Here is a 22286-nt window from a genome sequence, read left to right as displayed (position 1 = left end):
CCATTTTTTAAGAAAAAACAACAAGCTAGGCTTGCTGTTTTATGCTAATTTTGCTACTAAATCAGTCGCAAAGGCTTCAAGGTTTTCAATATCTTCATCTTCGGCAGCCAAGTCAACTTTTACACTCTCTGCGCCCTTGGATGCACCGCGGGAAGCCAACATGGTGTCAAAGTCATCCACTGCACTACAAAAGTCATCGTAGAAGGTATCGCCAGAACCGCAGACGCCGTAGATTTTTCCAGTTAAATCAAGGTCTGCAAGATCTGCATAGAAATCAACGATTTCATCTGGAAGTTCACCGTCCCCACCGTAAGAGTAAGTGTAGGTAGCAACCACAATTAGGTCTGCATCAAGAATTTCCTCTGTTTCGATGGTGGTGCATTCGTGAACCTGCACATCCAGTCCCAGTTCTTCTAACTTATTCGCAACAATATCGGCAATTTCTTCCGTATTGCCCGTCATACTAGCGTAAACTATTTTTGCTAGTGCCATAGTTTCCTCCAAAAATAGATGATAGGATTAGTATAGCATATTTCTAAGAATTGTGAAAGGTAAAGGAATACCAATTGAGCTTCAATTGTGATAAAATACTGGCTAGGAGTTAAAAATGTTAAAAAAAATAGTTCAAAAAATCGAAGAATTTGATACCATTGTCCTTCATCGTCACCAGCGTCCGGATCCGGATGCCATAGGTAGTCAGCTAGGTTTGAAAAAACTCTTGCAGCTGAATTTCCCTGAAAAGACCATTTTGGCAACTGGTTTTGAGGAGCCAACTTTAGCTTGGTTGGGGCAGATGGATACCGTAGCCGATAGCGACTATCCAGCGAGTCTGGTCATTGTGACCGATACAGCCAATACCGAACGGATTGATGATGCTCGGTATGCTAATGGGGACTTTCTCATCAAGATTGATCACCATCCAAATGATGATGCTTACGGAGATTTGCTCTGGGTGGACACGAGCAGTAGTTCGACCAGTGAGATGATTGCCCTTTTTGCAAGAGAGTTGGGATTGGACGTAGATGCAGAAGTAGCCCGTTTGCTCTATGCAGGCATTGTCGGAGATACTGGACGCTTCCTCTATCCATCGACGTCTGCTCGTACATTTGAGATGGCTGCCTATTTACGCCGGTTTGACTTTGATTTTTCAGGTCTGTCTCGTCAAATGGATGCGATGGACTACAAAGTTGCTAAGCTCATGGGCTATGTCTATGATAACTTAGAAGTCGATGAAAATGGAGCAGCCCGAGTTGTCTTGACCCAAGAAACTCTCAAGACTTATGATGTGACAGATGCGGAAACAGCAGCGATTGTATCGGCACCAGGTCGGATTGGAGCGGTGCAGTCATGGGGGATTTTTGTTGAGCAAGTTGACGGATCATACCGTGTTCGCCTGCGGAGCAAATCTGCTATAATTAACGAGATTGCCAAAAGACATGGCGGAGGTGGTCATCCGCTAGCTAGTGGGGCGAATTCTTATTCTCTAGAAGAAAACGAAGCCATTTACAAAGAAATTCAGCAGGTAGTCAAAGATGCAAGCAAGTAGCAGACAAATTCGCCTCATGGGGACCGTGATTGATACGACCATTTGGCATGAGAATCCAGAGCCTATCTTGGACCAGGTCGAGCAACTTCTCTATCTCTACAAGGACCGCTTTTCAGCCAACGATTTGACCTCCGAGTTAATGGAAGTCAATTTAAATGCTGGTGTACAGGCGGTACCAGTTGCCCCAGACCTCTATGAGCTGATTGAACTGGGGAAGAAGCATAGTCTGGCAGACAATAGCTTTCTCAATATCACGATTGGACCTTTGACGCAGCTCTGGCGGATTGGGTTTAAGGACGCCAAGTTGCCAGATCGGGCTAGTATCGATGAGCGACTGGCAATCATCAACCCAGCTGATATCGAGCTAGAACCAGAATACCAACAGGTCTTTCTCAAAAAAGAAGGCATGGCGATTGACTTGGGTGCCTTGGCAAAGGGCTACATTGCGGATAAGATTGTCGCCTTTCTGAAGGGAATGGGTGCCCAGGCTGGACTGATTAACTTAGGTGGAAATGTTCTGACCTTCGGTCAACCGCCTCATCAGGCAGACGGCTTGTGGCGGATTGGGATTCAGCATCCCAAGCTCCCACGTGGCAACAATGCCCTCGTCCTCAAAATAGGGGAAGAATCGGTGGTCACCTCTGGTATTTATGAAAGGACATTTGAGTTTGAAGGCAAGACCTACCACCATATCTTTGATAGCCAGACAGGCTATCCCTTGCAAGCTGCTATTGCTAGCTTGACCATTGTGTCCAAGCAGTCGGTAGACGGAGAGATTTGGACAACCCGCCTTTTCGGTGCGTCCATTTGGGAGATCTACGATCAGGTTTGTCAGCAAGAGGGGCTGGAGGCTATTATCATGACCCAGGACGATCAAATGGTGGTGACACCAGGCTTGCGAGATAGGATTGAAAGATGAAAGATGCAGTACAAGAAGAGGGATTAGAGTTTTGGCCTCTTCCCTTGGAAAAAGCAGAGCAGGCCATGACGGATACGGATTCTGGAGCTTCCGAGGGAGGCTTTGGAGCGCGGGTCTGGACAGATGCCAATTCAGGCCCGTCTGTGCAATAAAAATCAAAGAAAATCCTTGACAGGGTTGGCTAGATTTGGTAAACTAAATGAGTTATAATCTATGGCTCAAAAAAGAGTCCATGGCAGAAAGGAATTTTTATAATGAAAAAAGATATCCATCCAGAATATCGCACTGTTGTCTTTATGGACACAACTACTGGTTACAAGTTCCTTAGCGGTTCTACTAAGAGCTCAAAAGAAACTATCGAATTCGAAGGTGAAACTTACCCATTGATCCGTGTGGAAATTTCATCAGACTCACACCCATTCTACACTGGACGTCAAAAGTTCACTCAAGCAGATGGACGTGTGGATCGTTTCAACAAAAAATACGGTCTCAAATAAGCTATCGTATTTTCATCCAACACAAGATGATTCAAAACCACTTCTGAAATGCAGAGGTGGTTTTTTGATTGAAATGAAAGAGATGGAATGAAGATGTAGACTTGTTTGGTCATGATGAAGGGGGATACGTTCATCACTTAAATTATTATGAATCTATTTTCTAAATATGGTAAAATAAAGATGAAAATAACATGTAAATCATGAAAATGGAGAATTGTATGGAAAAGCTTAAGATTGTTATGGAAAAATTAGTCATTGTTTTACGATTCATTGGGAAGATGTTAAATCAAGGGCTACAGACCTTTATAGCTTTCATGATGAAGCCAAAACCTAATGGAAAACTTAGTAAAAGAAAATTTATTCTGCTTGGTTTAGTTATTCTAGTTGTCTGGTTCCAAATGGAGTCATTAAGTAGACGTCCTCATTTTGCAACAAGTGGAGCAGAATCCGTTACAATTTCTCAAATTGGAAATTATGCGGAAGGTCAAAAAATAAAATCAGGTACTTATTACGTTGTACTAACTGAGTTGGAAACAAATGGTGACAGTAGTGATATTGGACTGAGTGTCCTCCACCCTGGATATCATGATTATGAATGGTTTTCTAGTCTCGGAGAAACCGTTGCTATCTCTATCCCAAAGAATGCTACGGTTGAAGTGACAGGAAATGTTGGTGAATTTACCCTATCATTTTACACTGAGCAGGATTACTTAGAAGGTAAGATTGAAGAAAAATACCGGTTAACTTCAAGTCAGTCCTCCACAATAGTTAGCAGCTCGTATTCTTCGAATTCTTTAACCGCTACATCGACAACTACAAGCCAATCTTCAACCGTTACATCGACAACCACTAGTTCGTCTTCAAGTTCAAGTGTCTCAACACCAGTTGAGATGGATGTGAATCAATTTACAAGTCAATATGATACTGGAAACTTGGAAAAAAATAAACTATATCAGGTGAAGGCAAACTTGGTTGATAAGGAGTTCTGGGGATGGAACGCAGATAGAACAAGCTACACAATCTATATTTTGGGGGCTGATCCAGATGGAATTGAAAGTAGCTTTATTCTAAGGATTTCTGAACAATTAGCAAATGAATTGGTTGATAGTGAGAGTGCCACTTTGACACTTCAGGTTAGGAACGATGATTTTGTCTATGTTACTTCTGCAATAAAATAGTAACCAACTATTGATGATAGAAATACCTTGGATCTTGTTAGTCTAAGGTATTTTTATATCCAGACTTCACAAACTAAGAATGCAAAATACCTTGAAAAAACAATAGCTCATTAAACACAGGGCTGTCAATTTTTTCCGTCAATGTTTGGTCCGTGGTTTCTCTCCTTCTTAAATTTTGATATAATAGAGCAAGAATGTATGAGTAATGGATAGGGAGGGATTATGTCCAAGTATAGAGGATCAATCGATAGTCGCATTGACTATGCTTTGATTTTGCCAGTCTTTTTTTTATTGTTAATCGGCCTTATGTCCGTCTATATTGCGGTCAGTCAAGATTATCCTGACTATGTTTTTCAGATGGTTGGGCAGCAGCTGATGTGGATTGTTGTGGGGGTGGGCATCGCCTTTCTGGTAATGTTTTTTTCTACCAAGTTCCTATGGAAGGTCACACCCTGGCTCTACCTATTAGGACTCGCCTTGATGGTCTTACCGATTTTTTTCTATAGTCCGAGTTTATTGGCATCGACGGGTGCTAAGAACTGGGTGAGTATCAATGGTGTGACGCTCTTTCAGCCGTCTGAATTTATGAAAATATCCTACATCATCATGATGTCTCGCATAGTTGTCAGTTTTCAAAAGAAACATCAGGAAAGGTCCATTCGAGAGGATTTTTACTTGATTGGTCAGTTGCTCCTTGTAACCTTGCCTGTCATGGTTCTTTTGTATTTCCAAAGTGACCTAGGAACATCATTGGTTTTCGTAGCTATTTTTTGTGGTATTGTCCTGATGTCAGGAGTTTCCTGGAAGATTATTCTCCCAGTCTTCTTGACTAGTTTGATCTTGGTTGCGGCCTTTCTCTTGGTCTTTGTCTCGCCTGGTGGAACAACCTTTTTACACAATTTAGGAATGGACACCTATAAAATCAACCGTATTTCAGCCTGGTTGGACCCCTTCAAAAATGCCCAATCAACCACTTATCAACAGGCACAGAGTTTGATTGCCATTGGTAGCGGGGGATTGACAGGGATTGGTTTTAATCAGACCAATCTTCTAATTCCTGTAAGGGAAAGTGATATGATTTTTACGGTCATTGCAGAGGATTTTGGCTTTGTTGGAGCCAGCGTCCTCATTGGACTCTACTTGCTCTTGATTTACCGTATGTTGCGTATTACGCTCCAGTCCAATAATCGTTTTTATACCTATATTTCAACGGGATTCATTATGATGTTGCTCTTCCATGTGTTTGAAAATATTGGGGCGGCAACTGGAATCTTGCCTTTGACAGGGATTCCGCTTCCCTTTATTTCACAAGGTGGATCTTCTATCGTTTCCAATTTGATTGGGGTTGGCTTAATTTTGTCCATGAGTTATCAACACAAGTTGCAGGATGAAAAACGCCGCAATAAGTCCCGTACCTATAAAAAAATTACCATAAAAAGAATAGAGAGGTAGTTATATGAAGCGTATTGCAGTTCTGTTAGCAGATGGTTTTGAAGAAATTGAAGCACTCGCGCCAGTTGATGTCTTTCGTCGTGCAGGCTTCGATTGCCAAATGATTGGCTTAGAGGCACTAGAAGTGAGAGGATCTCATGATATTCGTGTCTTGGCAGATCGAGTTTTTTCAGGCGACTTGTCAGGTTATGATTTGATCGTACTACCTGGTGGAATGCCGGGGTCAACCAATCTGCGTGACCATGAGGGCTTAATCGCTGCACTTCAAAAAGCAAATCAAGATGAGCACTTGGTTGCAGCCATCTGTGCAGCTCCGATTGTATTGGAGAGAGCTGGTCTTTTGGATGGCAAACGTTATACTGCTTATCCTGGAAAAGAACAGGAAATTCAGGCTGGTATTCATTCAACGGAGACAGTAGTAGTGGATGGCAGGATTGTCACCAGTCGTGGAGCTGGAACAAGTCTTGACTTTGCTTATAGGTTGGTGGATCTTTTGGGTGGAGATGGTAGTGCCCTAGCAAAGGCAATGGTTCATCGGGAAAACCAATAAAAAATACAGGGAGTTAGGTGATTCTTACTCCCTTTTTTGTAGGAAAAAAGGGGAAAATATGGTATAATAAAGGGTACTAGTTAGTCTAGTTTTTTTAGAAAAAAGGAAGAAATATGTCAGAAGAAATCAAAGATTTACAAGAAAAAGCCCAGGAATATGATGCCAGTCAGATTCAGGTTTTGGAAGGATTAGAAGCTGTTCGTCTGCGACCAGGGATGTATATCGGATCGACCTCAAAAGAAGGTTTGCATCACTTGGTTTGGGAGATTGTGGACAATTCCATCGATGAAGCATTGGCGGGGTTTGCCAGCAAGATTGAGGTCTTTATTGAACCAGATAATTCCATCACAGTTGTAGACAATGGTCGTGGAATTCCTGTCGATATTCAAGAAAAAACAGGTCGACCCGCTGTTGAAACGGTCTTTACAGTACTCCATGCAGGAGGAAAATTTGGCGGTGGCGGCTACAAGGTCTCTGGTGGTCTGCATGGCGTTGGTTCATCCGTCGTAAATGCTCTCTCAACGCAATTGGATGTTCATGTCTATAAAAATGGACAGGTCTATTTTCAAGAATACAAACGCGGTGAAGTAGTTGCAGATTTAGCGGTGGTTGGTGAGACGGATCGAACTGGTACAACGGTTCACTTTACACCAAATCCAGAAATTTTTACTGAGACGACGGAGTTTGATTTTGCTAAATTAAACAAGCGGATTCAGGAGCTTGCGTTCTTAAATCGTGGTCTAAATCTCTCCTTGACAGACAAGCGTGAGGGATTGGAACAAACAAAGGATTACCACTATGAAGGTGGGATTGCTTCCTATGTTGAGTACCTTAATGAAAATAAGGATGTCATCTTTGAAACGCCAATTTATACGGATGGTGAGATGGATGATATTACGGTGGAAGTGGCGATGCAGTATACGACCAGTTATCATGAAAATGTGGTCAGCTTTGCCAACAATATCCATACCCACGAAGGGGGAACTCACGAGCAAGGTTTCCGCACCGCTTTGACCCGTGTCATCAATGATTATGCCAAAAAGAACAAGATTCTCAAGGAAAATGAGGATAATCTGACGGGTGAGGATGTGCGTGAAGGTTTGACAGCAGTTATCTCAGTCAAGCACCCTGGTCCTCAATTTGAGGGGCAAACCAAGACCAAGCTAGGAAATAGTGAGGTTGTCAAAATCACCAACCGTCTGTTTTCGGATGCATTTACGGAGTTCCTGTTGGAGAATCCACAGATTGCGCGCCGGATCGTTGAAAAAGGAATTCTTGCCAGCAAGGCACGGATTGCTGCTAAGCGAGCGCGTGAAGTGACACGTAAGAAGTCAGGTCTTGAAATTTCCAACCTGCCAGGTAAGTTGGCGGACTGCTCATCGAATGATGCGACCAAAACGGAACTCTTTATCGTGGAGGGAGACTCTGCTGGTGGTTCAGCCAAATCAGGCCGTGACCGTGAATTCCAAGCTATCTTGCCAATTCGTGGTAAGATTTTGAACGTAGAAAAAGCCAGCATGGATAAGATTTTGGCTAACGAAGAGATTCGAAGCCTCTTTACAGCTATGGGAACTGGCTTTGGAGCGGAATTTGATGTATCCAAGGCTCGCTATCAAAAATTGGTCATCATGACAGATGCCGATGTCGATGGAGCCCACATTCGTACCCTCTTGTTAACCCTATTTTATCGATATATGCGTCCAATTGTAGAAGCGGGTTATGTCTATATCGCTCAGCCACCGATTTATGGTATCAAAGTAGGGAGTGAGATCAAAGAGTATATTCAACCAGGTGCAAATCAGGAGCAGGAACTACAGGAAGCCTTAGAGAGACATAGTACAGGTCGTTCCAAGCCAACCATCCAACGCTATAAAGGATTGGGAGAGATGGATGACCACCAATTGTGGGAAACAACTATGAATCCAGAAAATCGCCTGATGGCACGAGTCTCCGTTGATGATGCAGCAGAAGCAGATAAGATTTTCGATATGTTGATGGGGGACAAAGTCGAACCACGCCGAGAGTTTATCGAAGAAAATGCTGTTTATTCAACAATTGATGTATAAAATTCGGAAAACTAGTGCAATTGCTAGAAAAGTGTGCTATAATGAAGTGATTTTCTAGTAAATTATATATCTAAGGAGATTTACATGCCTACAGGAACAATCATCTTAATCGTTTCGATTGTTGTGATCTTGATTCTGGCCTATGTGGCTTGCTTGATCATTCGAAAACGAAATGATAACTTGCTTACAGCATTAGAAGATAGAAAAGAAGAGTTGTTTAACCTTCCAGTCAACCACGAGGTGGAGGCTGTTAAAAACTTACACTTGATTGGTCAAAGTCAGGTGACATTCCGTGAATGGAATCAAAAGTGGGTGGATTTATCCCTCAACTCATTTGCAGATATTGAAAACCATATTTTTGAAGCAGAGGGATTTAACAATTCCTTCCGATTCATCAGTGCCAAGAATGCTATCGATTCGATTGAAAGCCAAATTGACTTGATTGAAGAAGACATCGAAGCAATTCGCCAAGGTTTGACAGAATTGAAGGAGCAAGAAGAAAAGAACTCAGGTCGTGTGAAGCATGCCCTTGACCTCTTTGATAACTTGCAAGAGGCCGTTCGTACCAACCCAGAACGCTTTGGAGATACCTTACCTGAGCTGGAAAAACAACTGAAAAATATTGAAGTTGAATTTTCAGAGTTTGTTATGTTGAACTCATCGGGCGACCCGATTGAAGCTTCTGAAATTCTCAACAAGACTGAAGACCATATGATTGCTCTCAATCAAATCATGGATCGTATTCCAGCCTTGGTTGAGACAGTCAATACTACACTTCCTGATCAGTTGGAGGACTTGGAGTCAGGTTACCGCAAGTTGGTTGACCAAAACTACCTCTTTACAGAATCTGCCATCGAAAGCCAGTTCCAAGAAATCCGTGTTTCCCTTCGTGAAAATACAGCCTTGATTGTGGCATTTGATTTGGATACAGCAGAGGCTGAAAATGTGATAATCCAAAAACGCATCGACCATCTCTATAACCTCTTTACAAGTGAGATTGAAGCGCATCGTGAGACTGTTAAAATCAGCAAGACCTTGCCGAAATTCTTGGAGCATATCACTCAGAATAGCCAAGCCCTTGCTGATGAAGCAGATCGCTTGAACAAATCTTATATGTTGGCAGAAAGCAAGTGCACACGTATTCAACAATTGTTGAAACGTTTGGAATCGCTAGATGTTCTCATTTCAGAAGGAATCGAAGACTTGGAAAACCCTCAAGTGGCTTACTCGATTTTACAAGAGCGTTTGGAAAATGCAGAGCTGTCCTTGAAGGAAATCGAAGAAGAGCAGTTGGCTTTAGCTGAATACTTGAAACTTCAAGAAACTTCAGAGCAAAATGCTCGTAAGAAAGCAAATCTTTATATCAATAAATTGCATACACTAAAACGCTACATGGAAAAACGAAACCTTCCAGGTATTCCGGATTCTTTCTTAACCATTTTCTTCCGTGCAAGTGACCATGTGGAAGCCCTGATTGGAGAATTGGATTACAAGCGAATCAATACTGAAGTTGTCAATCGTTTGTTGGAAAGTGCAACTTATGATATGAATGAATTGGAAGAAATTGCTTACCAAATCGTACAAAATGCGACCTTGACAGAGCAACTCTTGCAGTATGCAAACCGTTACCGTTCATTTGACGAAGGGATTCAAAAATCCTTCACTCGTTCTCTTGCAATTTTCGAAAAAGAGTTTGATTACCAAGCTTCTTTTGAAGAGATTTCCTTTGCCTTGGAGACAGTTGAACCTGGTGTAACAGAACGTTTTGTTCGTTCATATGAAAAAACAAGAGAAACGATTCGTTACTAAATAAAAAGCCAAATGGCTTTTTATTTTTATATAAGAAAGGATGAAAAAATGACAAAAGGCTTGTTGGTCATGGATGTTGATTCGACCTTGATTTTAGAAGAAGGTATCGATCTTTTAGGTGAAGAAGCTGGCGTAGGTGAAGAAGTCGCTGCTATTACAGAACGTGCAATGCGCGGGGAATTGGACTTTGAAGAAGCCTTGCGTGAACGAGTAGCCCTTTTGAAGGGCTTGCCCGTTACTGTGTTTGACCGTATCATGGAAAAGATTCATTTTACACCAGGAGCTGCGGACTTGGTTGCAGAATTAAAAAATCGTGGCTATAAGGTTGCCGTTGTTTCGGGTGGTTTTCATGAGACAGTTGATCGCTTGGCTGCCCAGTTGGAGTTAGACTACGTTCGTGCCAATCGTTTGGAAGTTGTAGATGGTCTTTTGACAGGACAGGTTTTGGGGGAAATTGTCACAAAAGAAACCAAGAAAGCCTGTTTAGAAGCTTGGGCAGTTGAAAATGGTTTGGAACTGTCTCAGACGATTGCTATGGGAGATGGTGCCAATGACCTTCCAATGATTCAGCGAGCAGGAATTGGCGTTGCTTTTTGTGCCAAACCGATTGTACAGGAACAGACACCTTACCAAATCAATGAAAAAAATCTCTACAAACTGATAGAGATTTTGGATGGTAAATAATACGGAAGTCAGCAATCTGCTGGCTTTTTTTGTTAGGATTCTAGCAAGAGATTCTGTAAATCTTCTACTGTTTGGACAATGAAATCTGCTCCAGCCTCTTCAAATTCTTTACGGTTACCATATCCGTAGAGGACACCGATGGAAGCGAGATGGTTAGCCTTGGCACCGAAGATGTCATGTTCACGATCACCGACCATGATGGTTGATTGGCTACCGTGCCCCAATTGGTCTAAAGCATAGGTGATGATAGCTGCCTTATGAATGCGGCTACTATCCAGACTGGCACCTGCTATCACATCAAAATAATGTGCGATTCCAAAATGTTGAAGGATTTGCTTAGCAAAGATTTCTGGTTTTGAGGTAGCAATCGCTAACCTCTTCCCTGCTTGCTTAAGGTTTTCTAAGAGAGGAAGAATACCATCGTAGAGTTGGTTTTCAAAGATCCCCTTTTCTTTAAAGTAGACTCGAAAAGCATTGACAGCAGCTTGAGTATCTGCTGGATTGAGTTGATAGAAGCGGGAAAACGACTCATAGAGGGGTGGACCAATGAATCGTTTTAAATTCTCTGGGTCTGGCTCATCAATGTTCATACTTTCAAGCGCATATGTGACTGAGTTGATGATACCCAGTCCAGAATCGGTCAAGGTTCCATCTAGGTCAAATAAAATTGTGTGATACATAGGCACCTCCTATCAATAGTATAGCATAGAAAGAGGCCTGGAGTCAGGAGTAACTTGAAAGGAGGAAAATGGACTGTTATACTATATCTAAAAAGGAGGTTTGAACATGCGTATCTTGATTGCACCAGACTCATTTAAAGAATCCCTTTCTTCCCTAGAAGTTGCTGAAGCGATTTGTAAGGGATTTTCAAAGGTTTATCCAAAAGCAGTTTTTGATTTGCTACCTTTAGGTGATGGGGGAGAAGGAACTGTTGCAAGTCTCGCCCATGCTCTTTCTTTGAAAGTGAAGCAAACGGTCGTGACAGGCCCCTTTGGGGATAAGGTAGAGGTTTCCTATGCTATGGGAGAGGGAATGGCTGTCTTTGAAATGGCTGCTATTGTGGGTTTAGCTTCTATCCCACTGTCCAAACGCAATCCTCTTGAAATATCGACAAAAGGTATTGGAGAACTTTTGGTCCATCTAGTCCAAGCAGGAGCTCGACAGATCTATATTGGCATTGGAGGATCGGCCAGTCATGATGGCGGGATTGGCATGGCAGCAGGGTTAGGTGTCCAATTTTTTGATGCTGACGATCAGGAATTGCCTGCAATTGGCGCCAGTCTCAGCAAGATCGCTCGTATCTCACTAGCTAATTTGCAGATTGACCCTTCAAGCCTTCGAATTGATCTCATTACAGATGTGACCAATCCCCTCTGTGGTCCTGCAGGTGCAACCTATACATTTGCAGGGCAGAAAGGACTTTCTGCTTCACAGTTTCAACAGGTCGATCAGGCCATGCAGTCCTTTTACAAAATGGTCAATCCTGCTATTTTAGATCTGCCTGGAGCGGGAGCAGGAGGAGGGATGGCTGCAGGTTTGGTGCAGTTTGCTGGTGCCCATATCCAGACAGGTATTGATTTTGTCTTGGATCAGTTAGATTTTGATCAACGTGTTGCTCAGGCTGATCTTGTTATTGTTGGCGAAGGACGGATGGATGCCCAGAGTTTGGCTGGAAAAACGCCAGTCGGGGTGGCAAGACGAACACCAATAGGGATTCCGATCATCGCCATTTGTGGTAGCTTAAAGGATGACCTTCCCGATTTTCCTTTTGAAAAAATCTGCGCTGCATTTCCTATAATCTCTGAAGTGGATAGTTTGGAAAACACACTCGAAAATGCAGAAAAAAACCTGATCCGCACAGCGGAACAGGTGGCAAGAATTCTTCAGTTAGGAGGTCAACAAAAATGGAATTTGTGAAACATGTGGCCATTATTGTATTCATTTTTATTTGTATTCTTAAGCTAGTATCCCTTATGAAACTGCTCAAAAATGAAAGAGGGACAGAAATGAATCTAATAAAGGCAAATGGAGTAATGTTCTTTTTCAATGAAAAAAATGAAAGAGGCAGATTGCTAGGAATTCTTGGTCTAACCGGTATTATTCTCGTTTTAGTATGTGTCCTACTTTATTGATAATAAAGACTAACCAAATAATTTTTTCCAGAAAGAGGTTTTTTGCTCTTCCTTTTTCTCTTCTTGTTTGACAAGATTTGGGAAGACGGCTTCTAGGCTAATATCTTCTTGATCGACTGCATGATCTGTATGAAAGACTAGGGCATAAGGAGAATGCCCCACTTTTTCATCGATGATAGAAGTGGTTAGTCCCAGAGATTGCGCTGTCTTAATAATGGCAATTTGCAATCTGTCTGACAGGCTTGGAGACAGCTTCAAGGTAAGAGGTTGGAAGCGGGCACTTAGGTCTCTGCACAGGATTGGTAGCTTATCTTGAAAAGTTTGTGCCTGCACTTGGTCAAAGGTCAAGATGAGGACGACTCGTTCTCTAAAGGTGCCCATGTAGATGCGTTGTTGGTCTGGATCAAGGCGCGTTTCGCCACTTGCTTTTTGTAAAATTGTTTTTTGAATATCAGTCATGTCCTTAGTATAGCATAAAAAGGGACTGCTGAAAAGGCAAGCGTTTACATCCTTGGTTTCTGTAAAATAACCTGTTTTTTCTTGAAAAATCTGTATTTTTAGGGTATGATAGCTATGTAACAATTTTAAACTCAAAGGAGAGTAATATAATGTCAATTATTACTGATGTTTACGCTCGCGAAGTCCTTGACTCACGCGGTAACCCTACACTTGAAGTTGAAGTTTATACTGAATCAGGTGCTTTCGGACGTGGTATGGTTCCTTCAGGAGCTTCTACTGGTGAGCACGAAGCAGTTGAACTTCGCGACGGTGACAAGTCTCGTTACCTTGGTCTTGGTACACAAAAAGCTGTTGACAACGTAAATAACGTGATTGCTGACGCTATCATCGGTTATGACGTTCGTGATCAACAAGCTATCGACCGCGCTATGATCGCTCTTGACGGTACTCCTAACAAAGGTAAATTGGGTGCAAACGCAATCCTCGGTGTTTCTATCGCTGTTGCGCGTGCAGCTGCTGACTACCTTGAAGTGCCACTTTACACTTACCTTGGCGGATTCAACACTAAAGTATTGCCAACTCCAATGATGAACATCATCAACGGTGGTTCTCACTCAGACGCTCCAATCGCTTTCCAAGAATTCATGATCTTGCCAGTTGGCGCTCCTTCATTCAAAGAAGGTCTTCGTTGGGGTGCTGAAGTATTCCACGCTTTGAAGAAAATCTTGAAAGCTCGTGGTTTGGTAACAGCTGTTGGTGACGAAGGTGGTTTCGCTCCTAAGTTCGAAGGAACTGAAGACGGTGTTGAAACAATCATCGAAGCTATCGAAGCTGCTGGTTACGAAGCTGGCGAAAACGGCATCATGATCGGTTTCGACTGTGCGTCATCTGAGTTCTACGACAAAGAGCGTAAAGTTTACGACTACACTAAATTCGAAGGCGAAGGCGCTGCTGTTCGTACATCTGCAGAGCAAATTGACTACCTTGAAGAATTGGTTAACAAATACCCAATCATCACTATCGAAGACGGTATGGATGAAAACGACTGGGATGGTTGGAAAGCACTTACTGAGCGTCTTGGCAAACGCGTTCAATTGGTTGGTGACGACTTCTTCGTAACAAACACTGACTACCTTGCACGTGGTATCAAAGAAGGTGCTGCTAACTCAATCCTTATCAAAGTTAACCAAATCGGTACTCTTACTGAAACATTTGAAGCTATCGAAATGGCTAAAGAAGCTGGCTACACTGCAGTTGTATCACACCGTTCAGGTGAAACTGAAGATTCAACAATCGCTGACATCGCAGTTGCAACTAACGCTGGCCAAATCAAGACAGGTTCATTGTCACGTACAGACCGTATCGCTAAATACAACCAATTGCTTCGTATCGAAGATCAATTGGGTGAAGTTGCAGTCTACAAAGGCTTGAACTCATTCTACAACTTGAAAAAATAAAACAGTCTGGGAGACTGTTTTATCCCCGAGCTAGTATAGCGAGGGCTATAGTAAGAACAAGTTCGAAGATTTTCGGACTTGTTTTTCTATGTCCGGTGTACTAATTTATCCCCGAGCTAGCATAGCGAGGGTCATAGTAAGAACAAGTCCAGTGATTTCTGGACTTGTTTTTCAATGTCTGGGAGACTGTTTTATCCCCGAGCTAGCATAGCGAGGGTGATAGTAAGAACAAGTCTGGAAAGCTCCAGACTTATTTTTCGTAGTACAGTGTACGAATTTATCCTCGAGCTAGAATAGCGAGAAATTAGTAAAACTCCCTAGGTTTTCCTGGAGAGTTTTCTTTGCCTTGATATAGGTAAAATGATATTCTAAAAAGACAAATCAATTTAAATATTCTAATTTTGAAAAGAGATGGAGAGTGGGATGATAGAGTGGGTATTTTTTGATTTGGGTTCGACGCTTTTAGATGAAGAATCTGCCTATAGCTATTATATAGACGAGTGTGTGAAGAAGTTACAGTCACTTGATATAGAGGTTTCAGCAGATTCTTATAAAAAGAAAATGGTGGAGTATGCTCATAAGTCGCTGGACCCAATTCGTGCGACCTGGCAATATTTTGCACCGACCGAGCCGCGTCCTCTATGGAAAAATGAGGGGGTGAGCTTGTATCCTGAAACAATAGATGTTTTAGAGAAATTATCTCAAAACTATCGATTGGGGATTGTTGCCAATCAGTCTGGTAGTGTTAGAGAACTGCTTAAAGAGTGGGGAATTAGTTCCTATTTTCAACTGATAATTCTTTCAGAAGAGGTTGGTGTGTGCAAACCAGATTTGAGAATATTCAAGCTTGCTTTAGAGGAGTCAAGCATTTCAGCGGATAAGGCTGTCTATGTCGGTGACCGATATGATAATGACATTCTACCCGCAAAATCCTTGGGAATGTACACTATACGAATACTGACAGGTTTTGGAAAGTACACAAGAGAAAATGGTAAATGGAAGAACGACTGGGTAGTTTCTTCATTGAAAGAGCTACCAACTCTTTTGGGGCAAATAGAAAACTAGACTGAAATTCAGCCTAGTTTTCCTATATTAAAACAAACCTTTTACCTTGTCCAAAAGACCGCTTACGCCTTCTGTACCAGATAAGAGACCTTTTGCTTGCTCAAGGTATTCACCGAATTGATCTTTGTTTTCTTCGATAAATTGTTTTGCGCCGTCAAAGTCTTTGTTTGCAATCAAATCTTTTACTTGATTTAACAAATCTGTTGGATTCATGTTCTTCACCTCCTATATCATTATTCAACCATAAATAGAGCGATTTCACAAGCATTTAGTCTTGAGGAAATGTCACGCAAACAGCTTCTGGGACTTGGACGTCATTTGAGATGGCCCAGAGTTTTCCGGTTGCTTCTTCGCGTGAAAAGATGACGATATTATCGGAATCCTGGTGGGCGACTAGGAGAAATTTTTCATCTGGGCTCAGAGCGAAATCCCGTGGAGTTTTTCCATGTGTTGGCACAATTTCGACTAATTCCAAGCTGGCATCTCCCAAAGTTCGGTACACAGCAATGGAATCATGACCGCGGTTAGAGGCATAAACATACTGACCATCTTTTGTAATCCGGATAGCAGCTGTGCCATTGAAACCCTGGTAGTCTGAAGGGAGTGTTGAGATGGTTTGCATCCGCTCAAAATAACCAAGTCCGTCATAAATTAGTACTTCAATTGTAGAATTTAGCTCACAAATCAAATAGGCTAATTTGGTGTAGGGATGAAAGACAATATGGCGGGGACCAGCACCAGCTTGTGTCTGATAGGTTGTTTTCTTTTCTAATTTTCCTTGGTCAGAGACAGCATAGGTGATGACTTGATCGGTTCCTAAATCACAGGTTACTAAGAATTTGTCAGGGGTTAGGTCGGCAAAATGAACGTGAGGAGAAGCTTGATTTTCATGTGGTCCAGATCCTGTATGGACAGCTGAATCCGTTAATTCCAGACTGCCGTCTTCCAAACGTTTATAGACTAAAACTTGCCCCTTATGGTAGTTGGCCCCATAAACTAGTTGTCGTTCTTCGTCGACAGCTACATAGCAAAGCGGTGCCCCTTCTTCAACCACGTGATTGAGAGGTGTCAGATCTGCAGTGAAAGCGGCAATCCCACCTAACCCTTGCTCTGCACCAACGGAATAAAGGCTTCCATCTTTAGCAAAGGCCAGATAAGTAGGGTTTGGTTCGTTGGCAACTAGGCGAGGATTGCTGAGCTGACCACTCGCCTCATCGAAATCTGCTGCATAAATACCCTTTGAGTCTCGTTTCGTATAGGTTCCAAAATAAACTGTCATGTTGGTCTCCTTTTTCTAAACTGGCTTTATTATAGCACATTTTTCCTTAAGGAATGCTTAGAAAGTCGTATTTCCATTTTCAAAAAAATTGGAGAAAATGGTACAATAGAAACAAAGAAAGTGAGGTAAATATGGAAGACAAGCAATCACGATTTAGTCAAACCTGGCTTTACAAATGGATTATCAATAATCAAGCGGTCAGCTTTTTTCTAGTGACCCTTTTAATTCTCTCTTCCCTTTTTGTTTTCACCAAGGTTAGTTTTATCTTCAGTCCTTTGGCAGATTTTCTCTCCATTATTCTCCTGCCTATGCTATTGACTGGGCTGTTGTATTATTTGCTCAATCCCTTGGTTGACCTGTTTGAAAAGTATAAATTTTCGCGTACGGTGGGAATCAGTATCCTGTTTGTACTGATTGCGCTCTTGCTGGTGTGGGGACTGGCTGTTGCCATTCCTAGCGCACAGGCCCAGATCATGTCCTTTATGCGCAATCTCCCTGGCTACATTGCTGAAATCGAAGGGATTGCGACCAAGCTACTGGAGAATGAACAGTTTGCTCAATTCCGTCCAACAGCCTTGGAACAGTTGAACAAACTAAATGATCAAATCATGACCTTTGCTCGGAATATGTCAACCAGTGCTGTCAATTGGGCCAGCAATCTGATTTCGACTGCCTCGCAAATTATCGTTTCTATCTTAATCATGCCCTTTATCCTCTTTTATCTCTTACGGGATGGAAATCAGGTGAAAGGCAATATCATCAAATTTTTACCGACCAAGTGGCGGTCGCCAATCGGACAAGTCTTGACGGATGTCAATAGCCAGTTGGCAAACTATGTGAGAGGGCAGGTGACAGTGGCGATGATTGTTGCCTTCATGTTCTCTGTCATGTTTTCCATCATCGGTTTGAATTATCCGATTACCCTTGGAATTGTGGCTGGCTTTTTGAATTTAATTCCTTATCTTGGTTCATTTTTGGCCATGATTCCAGCTGTTATTTTAGGGATTATTGCTGGACCGTTTATGTTGATCAAGGTTTTGATTGTCTTTATGGTGGAACAAACCATCGAAGGACGTTTTGTAACGCCACTGATTATCGGTTCATCCTTGAGCATCCATCCGATTACCATTTTGTTTGTCTTGTTGACGGCTGGTCAGATGTATGGTGTTTTGGGTGTTTTGTTGGGAATTCCAATCTACGCTTCGATCAAGGTAGTCGTCAAGGCCATTTTTGAATGGTATAAAGCTTATAGTGGTCTCTATGAAGAAGAAGGAGAAATAGAAGAAGTTCATGAACAATAGTGAAAAAATGTTGGCTTGTTTGGACCAGCAGGATTTAGCCAAGGCAGATAAGTATTTTAAGCGCGCCTTGGTGCAGGATGATAGCGAAACGCTTTTGTCCTTGGCTGCCTATCTGGAAAGTATTGGTTTTTTCCCTCAGGCTGCACAAATTTATGACCAACTAAAGGAAACCTATCCTGAGGTAGTCCTCAATCTGGCTCAGATTGCTTTTGAAGACGGCTTGGTCGAAGAAGCATTTGCTTATTTGGAGGAAATTTCGGAAGACAGTCCTGTCTATGTGGAAGCCTTGTTGGTCAAGGCGGACCTGTATCAGGCAGAAGGCTTGTCGGATGTGGCGCGTGAAAAATTGTTGGAAGCAAGTCACTTATCAGATGAACCCATTATCCTCTTTGGTCTGGCAGAACTAGATATGGAACTGGAGCTTTTTAATGAGGCTATTTCCTATTATGCCCAACTGGATAATCGTGAAATTTACGAATTAACGGGAGTTTCTACCTATCAGCGAATTGGTATTGCCTATGCAAGTTTAGGGAAATTTGAAGCGGCCATTGAATTTTTGGAAAAAGCTGTTGAGTTGGAATATGATGATCAGACGGTCTTTGAATTGGCAGCTCTGCTATTTGAACGAGAAGAATACCAAAAAGCCAATCTCTACTTCAAACAGTTGGATACTATCAATCCTGATTTTGAGGGCTATGAATATGCCTATGCTCAGTCGCTTCATGCCGAGCATAAGATTGATGAAGCCTTGGTTATGACACAAAAAGGCTTGGCTAAAAATGACTTTGATGCCAATCTCTTGCTCCAGGCTTCTCAGTATGCCTATGAATTGCATGATGAGGCGGGGGCAGAAGATTATCTTCTACGGGCAAAAGAGGTGGCAGATGATAGTAACGAACTAGCTCTGCGCTTGTCCAATCTGTATCTTGAACAGGAGCGATTTGAAGAGGTTGTGGCTTTATTTGATGAAGAGGTAGATAACGTTCTAGCTCGATGGAATGCGGCCAAAGCCTATCAAGCTCTAGAAAGAGATGATGAAGCTATTGAGCTTTACGATGAATTGGCTGGAGAATTGGCTGAGAATCCTGAATTTTTGGCTGATTACGTAGCGGTTTTACGTCAACTTGGTCGTTTGGATGAGGCAAAAGGGCAAGCTAGTCGTTATATCCAATTGGTGCCAGACGATTTAGCCATGCAAGAATTTTTGAATGAAGAGTAGGTTATGCAAGTAAATCGATTATTTCAATACAATACACTCGGTGCCTTGATGGCGGGGCTGTATGGCGGTTCTTTAACGGTTGGTGAATTGTTGGAACATGGTGATTTGGGATTGGGAACCCTGGATTCCATTGATGGCGAGCTGATTGTCTTGGATGGAAAGGCCTATCAGGCCAAGGGAGCAGGGGAAAAACCAGAAGTGGTTGAAGTTCCTGCTGATATGAAGGTCCCCTATGCAGCGGTTATTTTTCACGAAGCAGAAGTCATTTTCAAACAACGCTTTGAAATGACTCATGAGGAATTGCACCAGCGAATTGAATCCTATTATGATGGGGAAAATCTTTTTCGCTCTATCAAAATCAAGGGGACTTTCGCTCGGATGCATGTCCGCATGATTCCAAAATCGGCTTCGGATGTTCGTTTTGCGGAAGTAGCTAGTCGCCAGCCTGAATATACGGCTGAGAATATTTCAGGTACCATTGTTGGTATTTGGACACCAGAGATTTTTCACGGGGTCAGCGTGGCGGGCTATCATTTGCATTTTATCTCGGATGATTTGACCTTCGGTGGGCATGTCATGGACTATGTTATCTCAGAAGGAATGGTGGAAGTGGGACCAGTAGATCAACTAGACCAACGTTTTCCTGTTCAAGACCGCCAGTATCTTTTCGCCAAGTTCAATGCAAAGGAAGTCAGAGAAGATATTGATAAGGCGGAGTAGGTTATACACAAAAATCCATGAACTAGATTTTCATGGATTTTATTTTGTCTTCTGTTGGGGTGACACGGAGGGTCTTCTGACCGCGGTAGGTCACAAAACCTGGCTTGGCACCTGTTGGTTTATGGAGTTTCTTGGCTTCAATCATATCGACTTGGACCAGATTAGAATGTCTGGCCTTGGAGAAGTAGGCAGCCAGTTCCGCCGCGTCTGTCTTGACCTCGTCGCTTGGGTCCAAGTTATCTGTGATGACCACGTGGCTACCAGGAATGTCTTTAGCATGGAACCAGAGTTCGCCTTTCTTGGCCATTTTGAAGGCCAGTTCATCGTTTTGCAGGTTATTTCTCCCAACCAGAATAATGGTCTTCCCGTCCGTTGCCAAGTATCGTTCAGGTTTCTGACGCTTATGGATTTTCTCACGGTGGCGACGTTTGAGGTAGCCTGTTTCAATCAGCTCCTCACGGATTTCGTCGATTTCTGCCAGACTAGCCTGTCCCAGCATGGTGTCAACAGACCCCAGATAGACAATAGTCGCCTTGGTCTCCTCAATCAAGTTGGTCAGGTGCTTGACCGCTTCCTTGAGTTTCTGGTATTTCTTGAAGTAACGCTGGGCATTCTGGCTAGGAGTCAAAGCCACGTCCAACTCAATCTCCAGCTCTTCGCCCGTATAGTAGTTGTCTAATCGTACACTCGGCTGGTCATTGGGCACCTGATGCAGATAGGTGGTCAAGAGCTCGCCCTTTTGCCGCACCAACTCCGCCGTTTCCGTATCCGCCAATTCCTGCTCCTGCTTGACCAGCTTCTTGCGATTCTTCTCCAGCTCACTGGCCACCCGCTTGATCAGCTCATTGGCCTGCTGGGCCACTCGATCCCGCTCCGCCTTGTCCTGATAGTAGAAGTCCAGCAGACTGCTCAGGCTCTCAAAGTGTGGCTGGTTTTCAGGGCTATTGGCAAATGGCAGAGCAGTATAGGACTTGTCTGTCAGGCTAGGCTGGGTTGCCTGTTCAAAAAAGGCACGGAAGTTTTTCAGGCGGTCTGACTGCAAATGATTGGACAATTCAGTAGCTGTATCCCGTCCTAAACCTTGAAAGGCCTGTTGGAGATTTTTTGGACTCAGTTCCTGAGTCGATAAGATTTCAAACAATTTTTCATCAGACACCGTATAAGGATTGATAGAATGTGTCTCCGGTGGACGAATGTAGGTGGAGCCTGGCAAGATGGTTCGGTAGGAATTTTGCGAGAAACCGACGTGCTTGATAGCCTCGATAATTTTCTGTTCAGACTTATCTACCAAGATGATATTGCTGTGCTTGCCCATGATTTCCACAATCAAGGTGGCTTGGATATGGTCGCCAATCTCGTCCTTGTTGGACACCGAAAATTCTAAGATGCGGTCATTGTCCAACTGACGAATCTCCTCGATAATGGCTCCCTGTAAGTATTTCCGCAGAATCATGGTAAAGGTATTGGGCACCTTTGGATTGGTAAAGTCTGACTGAGTCAGCTGAACCCGCCCGAAAACCGAATGGGCGGACAGGAGCAACTTATGGCTCTGACGGTTGCTGCGGATGTTGAGGACAATTTCCTGTTCAAAGGGCTGGTTGATTTTCTGAATCCGCCCACCTTCTAAATTGGCCTGTAATTCAGCCGTCATGTGATGTAAAAAAAATCCGTCAAAAGACATGGTTTTCCTCTTTCTAATCGCTATAACTCAGTCTAGTATATCATATTTTGAGGTTTTTGATGAGACTGGTAGTCCCTGCTGACATAAAAAGTTTTCAGAAAATTACATCAAAAGACTTGACAAAGAATGTGGGATGCCGTATAATCGTCTGTAATCAGAAGAAGTAGTAAAGCAGAAGTCTTCAGGGAGCCCATGGTGCTGAGAATGGGTGGCGGAGTTTTATGAAATGGGCTGATGTGCAGTATTGTCTGTTTTTAGACTTAGATGCACAA

General features: G+C 42.8%; 22 protein-coding genes. 16 read left to right on the top strand and 6 right to left on the bottom strand.

Annotation, left to right across the window (positions count from 1 at the left end):
* Positions 1-39: 39 nt before the first annotated feature.
* Entirely contained in the window at positions 40-492 is a 453-nt protein-coding gene (locus JNG37_RS01220) for a flavodoxin (RefSeq protein ID WP_158454411.1), read from the bottom strand.
* A gap of 115 nt (positions 493-607) precedes the next feature.
* Between JNG37_RS01220 and JNG37_RS01215 the strand changes: the two genes are divergently transcribed.
* The 10 genes from JNG37_RS01215 to serB all read left to right on the top strand — a co-directional run bounded on the left by JNG37_RS01215 (position 608) and on the right by serB (position 10701).
* Entirely contained in the window at positions 608-1546 is a 939-nt protein-coding gene (locus tag JNG37_RS01215) for a DHH family phosphoesterase (RefSeq protein WP_158454412.1), read from the top strand.
* Positions 1533-2465: an FAD:protein FMN transferase gene (locus JNG37_RS01210; protein WP_158454413.1), complete on the top strand. Its 933-nt coding sequence runs from the start codon at positions 1533-1535 to the stop codon at positions 2463-2465. Before JNG37_RS01215 ends, JNG37_RS01210 begins: the two co-directional genes overlap by 14 nt.
* Positions 2462-2617, top strand: coding sequence for a hypothetical protein (locus JNG37_RS01205; protein WP_187321584.1), 156 nt, complete (start codon positions 2462-2464; stop codon positions 2615-2617). The genes JNG37_RS01210 and JNG37_RS01205 overlap by 4 nt, the downstream gene beginning before the upstream one ends.
* 102 nt (positions 2618-2719) lie before the next feature.
* A complete protein-coding gene (locus tag JNG37_RS01200) occupies positions 2720-2962 on the top strand; it encodes a type B 50S ribosomal protein L31 (protein WP_158454415.1) in 243 nt (80 codons plus the stop codon).
* Positions 2963-3180: 218 nt separating this feature from the next.
* Positions 3181-4140: a hypothetical protein gene (locus tag JNG37_RS01195; RefSeq protein WP_158454417.1), complete on the top strand. Its 960-nt coding sequence runs from the start codon at positions 3181-3183 to the stop codon at positions 4138-4140.
* A gap of 222 nt (positions 4141-4362) precedes the next feature.
* Entirely contained in the window at positions 4363-5592 is a 1230-nt protein-coding gene (locus JNG37_RS01190; RefSeq protein WP_158454419.1) for an FtsW/RodA/SpoVE family cell cycle protein, read from the top strand.
* 4 nt (positions 5593-5596) lie between these two features.
* Entirely contained in the window at positions 5597-6142 is a 546-nt protein-coding gene (locus JNG37_RS01185; RefSeq protein ID WP_158454421.1) for a DJ-1 family glyoxalase III, read from the top strand.
* Positions 6143-6255: 113 nt separating this feature from the next.
* Positions 6256-8208: a DNA topoisomerase (ATP-hydrolyzing) subunit B gene (gene gyrB, locus JNG37_RS01180; protein WP_158454423.1), complete on the top strand. Its 1953-nt coding sequence runs from the start codon at positions 6256-6258 to the stop codon at positions 8206-8208.
* An 84-nt stretch (positions 8209-8292) separates the two neighbouring features.
* Entirely contained in the window at positions 8293-10017 is a 1725-nt protein-coding gene (gene ezrA, locus JNG37_RS01175; RefSeq protein WP_158454425.1) for a septation ring formation regulator EzrA, read from the top strand.
* A 48-nt stretch (positions 10018-10065) separates the two neighbouring features.
* Positions 10066-10701, top strand: coding sequence for a phosphoserine phosphatase SerB (serB, locus tag JNG37_RS01170; RefSeq protein ID WP_158454427.1), 636 nt, complete (start codon positions 10066-10068; stop codon positions 10699-10701).
* A 32-nt stretch (positions 10702-10733) separates the two neighbouring features.
* On the opposite strand, the gene JNG37_RS01165 is transcribed toward serB, so the two are convergent.
* Complete coding sequence (locus JNG37_RS01165) at positions 10734-11381, bottom strand: HAD family hydrolase (protein WP_158454429.1); 648 nt, start codon at positions 11379-11381, stop codon at positions 10734-10736.
* Positions 11382-11487: 106 nt separating this feature from the next.
* Between JNG37_RS01165 and JNG37_RS01160 the strand changes: the two genes are divergently transcribed.
* Positions 11488-12618 (top strand): glycerate kinase family protein, encoded by a 1131-nt coding sequence (locus JNG37_RS01160; protein WP_158454431.1) that lies wholly within the window; start codon positions 11488-11490, stop codon positions 12616-12618.
* A 224-nt stretch (positions 12619-12842) separates the two neighbouring features.
* Here JNG37_RS01160 and JNG37_RS01155 read toward each other — a convergent pair whose 3' ends face one another.
* Positions 12843-13292, bottom strand: coding sequence for a YueI family protein (locus tag JNG37_RS01155; RefSeq protein WP_158454435.1), 450 nt, complete (start codon positions 13290-13292; stop codon positions 12843-12845).
* Positions 13293-13441: 149 nt separating this feature from the next.
* Here JNG37_RS01155 and eno point away from each other — a divergent pair, with 149 nt between their 5' ends.
* Both eno and JNG37_RS01145 read left to right on the top strand, forming a co-directional pair.
* Positions 13442-14749, top strand: a complete 1308-nt coding sequence (eno, locus tag JNG37_RS01150) for a surface-displayed alpha-enolase (protein ID WP_099871461.1) — start codon at positions 13442-13444, stop codon at positions 14747-14749.
* Between the two features lie 423 nt (positions 14750-15172).
* Positions 15173-15814, top strand: coding sequence for an HAD family hydrolase (locus JNG37_RS01145; RefSeq protein WP_158454437.1), 642 nt, complete (start codon positions 15173-15175; stop codon positions 15812-15814).
* Positions 15815-15841: 27 nt separating this feature from the next.
* Here the strand turns inward: JNG37_RS01145 and JNG37_RS01140 are convergent, their stop codons facing one another.
* Together JNG37_RS01140 and JNG37_RS01135 are read right to left on the bottom strand one after the other, a co-directional pair.
* On the bottom strand, positions 15842-16027 hold the full coding sequence (locus JNG37_RS01140; protein ID WP_158454439.1) for a hypothetical protein: 186 nt from the start codon (positions 16025-16027) through the stop codon (positions 15842-15844).
* Positions 16028-16082: 55 nt separating this feature from the next.
* The gene (locus JNG37_RS01135) at positions 16083-17093 is read right to left on the bottom strand and encodes a lactonase family protein (protein WP_158454441.1); all 1011 of its coding nucleotides are present in this window, start codon (positions 17091-17093) and stop codon (positions 16083-16085) included.
* 131 nt (positions 17094-17224) lie between these two features.
* Between JNG37_RS01135 and JNG37_RS01130 the strand changes: the two genes are divergently transcribed.
* From JNG37_RS01130 to budA, 3 genes are read left to right on the top strand one after another with little or no spacing between them, the layout of a single operon-like run.
* The gene (locus JNG37_RS01130) at positions 17225-18394 is read left to right on the top strand and encodes an AI-2E family transporter (RefSeq protein WP_158454443.1); all 1170 of its coding nucleotides are present in this window, start codon (positions 17225-17227) and stop codon (positions 18392-18394) included.
* Positions 18384-19613 (top strand): tetratricopeptide repeat protein, encoded by a 1230-nt coding sequence (locus tag JNG37_RS01125; protein WP_158454445.1) that lies wholly within the window; start codon positions 18384-18386, stop codon positions 19611-19613. The genes JNG37_RS01130 and JNG37_RS01125 overlap by 11 nt, the downstream gene beginning before the upstream one ends.
* Positions 19614-19616: 3 nt before the next feature.
* Entirely contained in the window at positions 19617-20333 is a 717-nt protein-coding gene (gene budA / locus JNG37_RS01120; RefSeq protein WP_014638341.1) for an acetolactate decarboxylase, read from the top strand.
* Between the two features lie 22 nt (positions 20334-20355).
* Here the strand turns inward: budA and JNG37_RS01115 are convergent, their stop codons facing one another.
* Positions 20356-22014, bottom strand: a complete 1659-nt coding sequence (locus JNG37_RS01115) for an Rqc2 family fibronectin-binding protein (protein WP_158454447.1) — start codon at positions 22012-22014, stop codon at positions 20356-20358.
* Positions 22015-22286: the final 272 nt, after the last annotated feature.

The sequence above is a fragment of the Streptococcus suis genome (assembly GCF_016775005.1).
Lineage (GTDB): Bacteria > Bacillota > Bacilli > Lactobacillales > Streptococcaceae > Streptococcus > Streptococcus suivaginalis.
Note: the sequence above shows the minus strand (reverse complement) of the source record. Positions and strands in the feature narration are given on the sequence as shown.

Coding starts and splice junctions, on each gene's coding strand:
- JNG37_RS01140 (WP_158454439.1), bottom strand. CDS start 16,027: ATGAATCCAACAGATTTGTTAAATCAAGTAAAAGATTTGATTGCAAAC.
- JNG37_RS01125 (WP_158454445.1), top strand. CDS start 18,384: ATGAACAATAGTGAAAAAATGTTGGCTTGTTTGGACCAGCAGGATTTA.
- JNG37_RS01165 (WP_158454429.1), bottom strand. CDS start 11,381: ATGTATCACACAATTTTATTTGACCTAGATGGAACCTTGACCGATTCT.
- JNG37_RS01130 (WP_158454443.1), top strand. CDS start 17,225: ATGGAAGACAAGCAATCACGATTTAGTCAAACCTGGCTTTACAAATGG.
- ezrA (WP_158454425.1), top strand. CDS start 8,293: ATGCCTACAGGAACAATCATCTTAATCGTTTCGATTGTTGTGATCTTG.
- serB (WP_158454427.1), top strand. CDS start 10,066: ATGACAAAAGGCTTGTTGGTCATGGATGTTGATTCGACCTTGATTTTA.
- budA (WP_014638341.1), top strand. CDS start 19,617: ATGCAAGTAAATCGATTATTTCAATACAATACACTCGGTGCCTTGATG.
- JNG37_RS01205 (WP_187321584.1), top strand. CDS start 2,462: ATGAAAGATGCAGTACAAGAAGAGGGATTAGAGTTTTGGCCTCTTCCC.
- eno (WP_099871461.1), top strand. CDS start 13,442: ATGTCAATTATTACTGATGTTTACGCTCGCGAAGTCCTTGACTCACGC.
- JNG37_RS01220 (WP_158454411.1), bottom strand. CDS start 492: ATGGCACTAGCAAAAATAGTTTACGCTAGTATGACGGGCAATACGGAA.
- JNG37_RS01155 (WP_158454435.1), bottom strand. CDS start 13,292: ATGACTGATATTCAAAAAACAATTTTACAAAAAGCAAGTGGCGAAACG.
- JNG37_RS01115 (WP_158454447.1), bottom strand. CDS start 22,014: ATGTCTTTTGACGGATTTTTTTTACATCACATGACGGCTGAATTACAG.
- JNG37_RS01185 (WP_158454421.1), top strand. CDS start 5,597: ATGAAGCGTATTGCAGTTCTGTTAGCAGATGGTTTTGAAGAAATTGAA.
- JNG37_RS01200 (WP_158454415.1), top strand. CDS start 2,720: ATGAAAAAAGATATCCATCCAGAATATCGCACTGTTGTCTTTATGGAC.
- JNG37_RS01145 (WP_158454437.1), top strand. CDS start 15,173: ATGATAGAGTGGGTATTTTTTGATTTGGGTTCGACGCTTTTAGATGAA.
- JNG37_RS01215 (WP_158454412.1), top strand. CDS start 608: ATGTTAAAAAAAATAGTTCAAAAAATCGAAGAATTTGATACCATTGTC.
- JNG37_RS01210 (WP_158454413.1), top strand. CDS start 1,533: ATGCAAGCAAGTAGCAGACAAATTCGCCTCATGGGGACCGTGATTGAT.
- JNG37_RS01160 (WP_158454431.1), top strand. CDS start 11,488: ATGCGTATCTTGATTGCACCAGACTCATTTAAAGAATCCCTTTCTTCC.
- gyrB (WP_158454423.1), top strand. CDS start 6,256: ATGTCAGAAGAAATCAAAGATTTACAAGAAAAAGCCCAGGAATATGAT.
- JNG37_RS01190 (WP_158454419.1), top strand. CDS start 4,363: ATGTCCAAGTATAGAGGATCAATCGATAGTCGCATTGACTATGCTTTG.
- JNG37_RS01135 (WP_158454441.1), bottom strand. CDS start 17,093: ATGACAGTTTATTTTGGAACCTATACGAAACGAGACTCAAAGGGTATT.
- JNG37_RS01195 (WP_158454417.1), top strand. CDS start 3,181: ATGGAAAAGCTTAAGATTGTTATGGAAAAATTAGTCATTGTTTTACGA.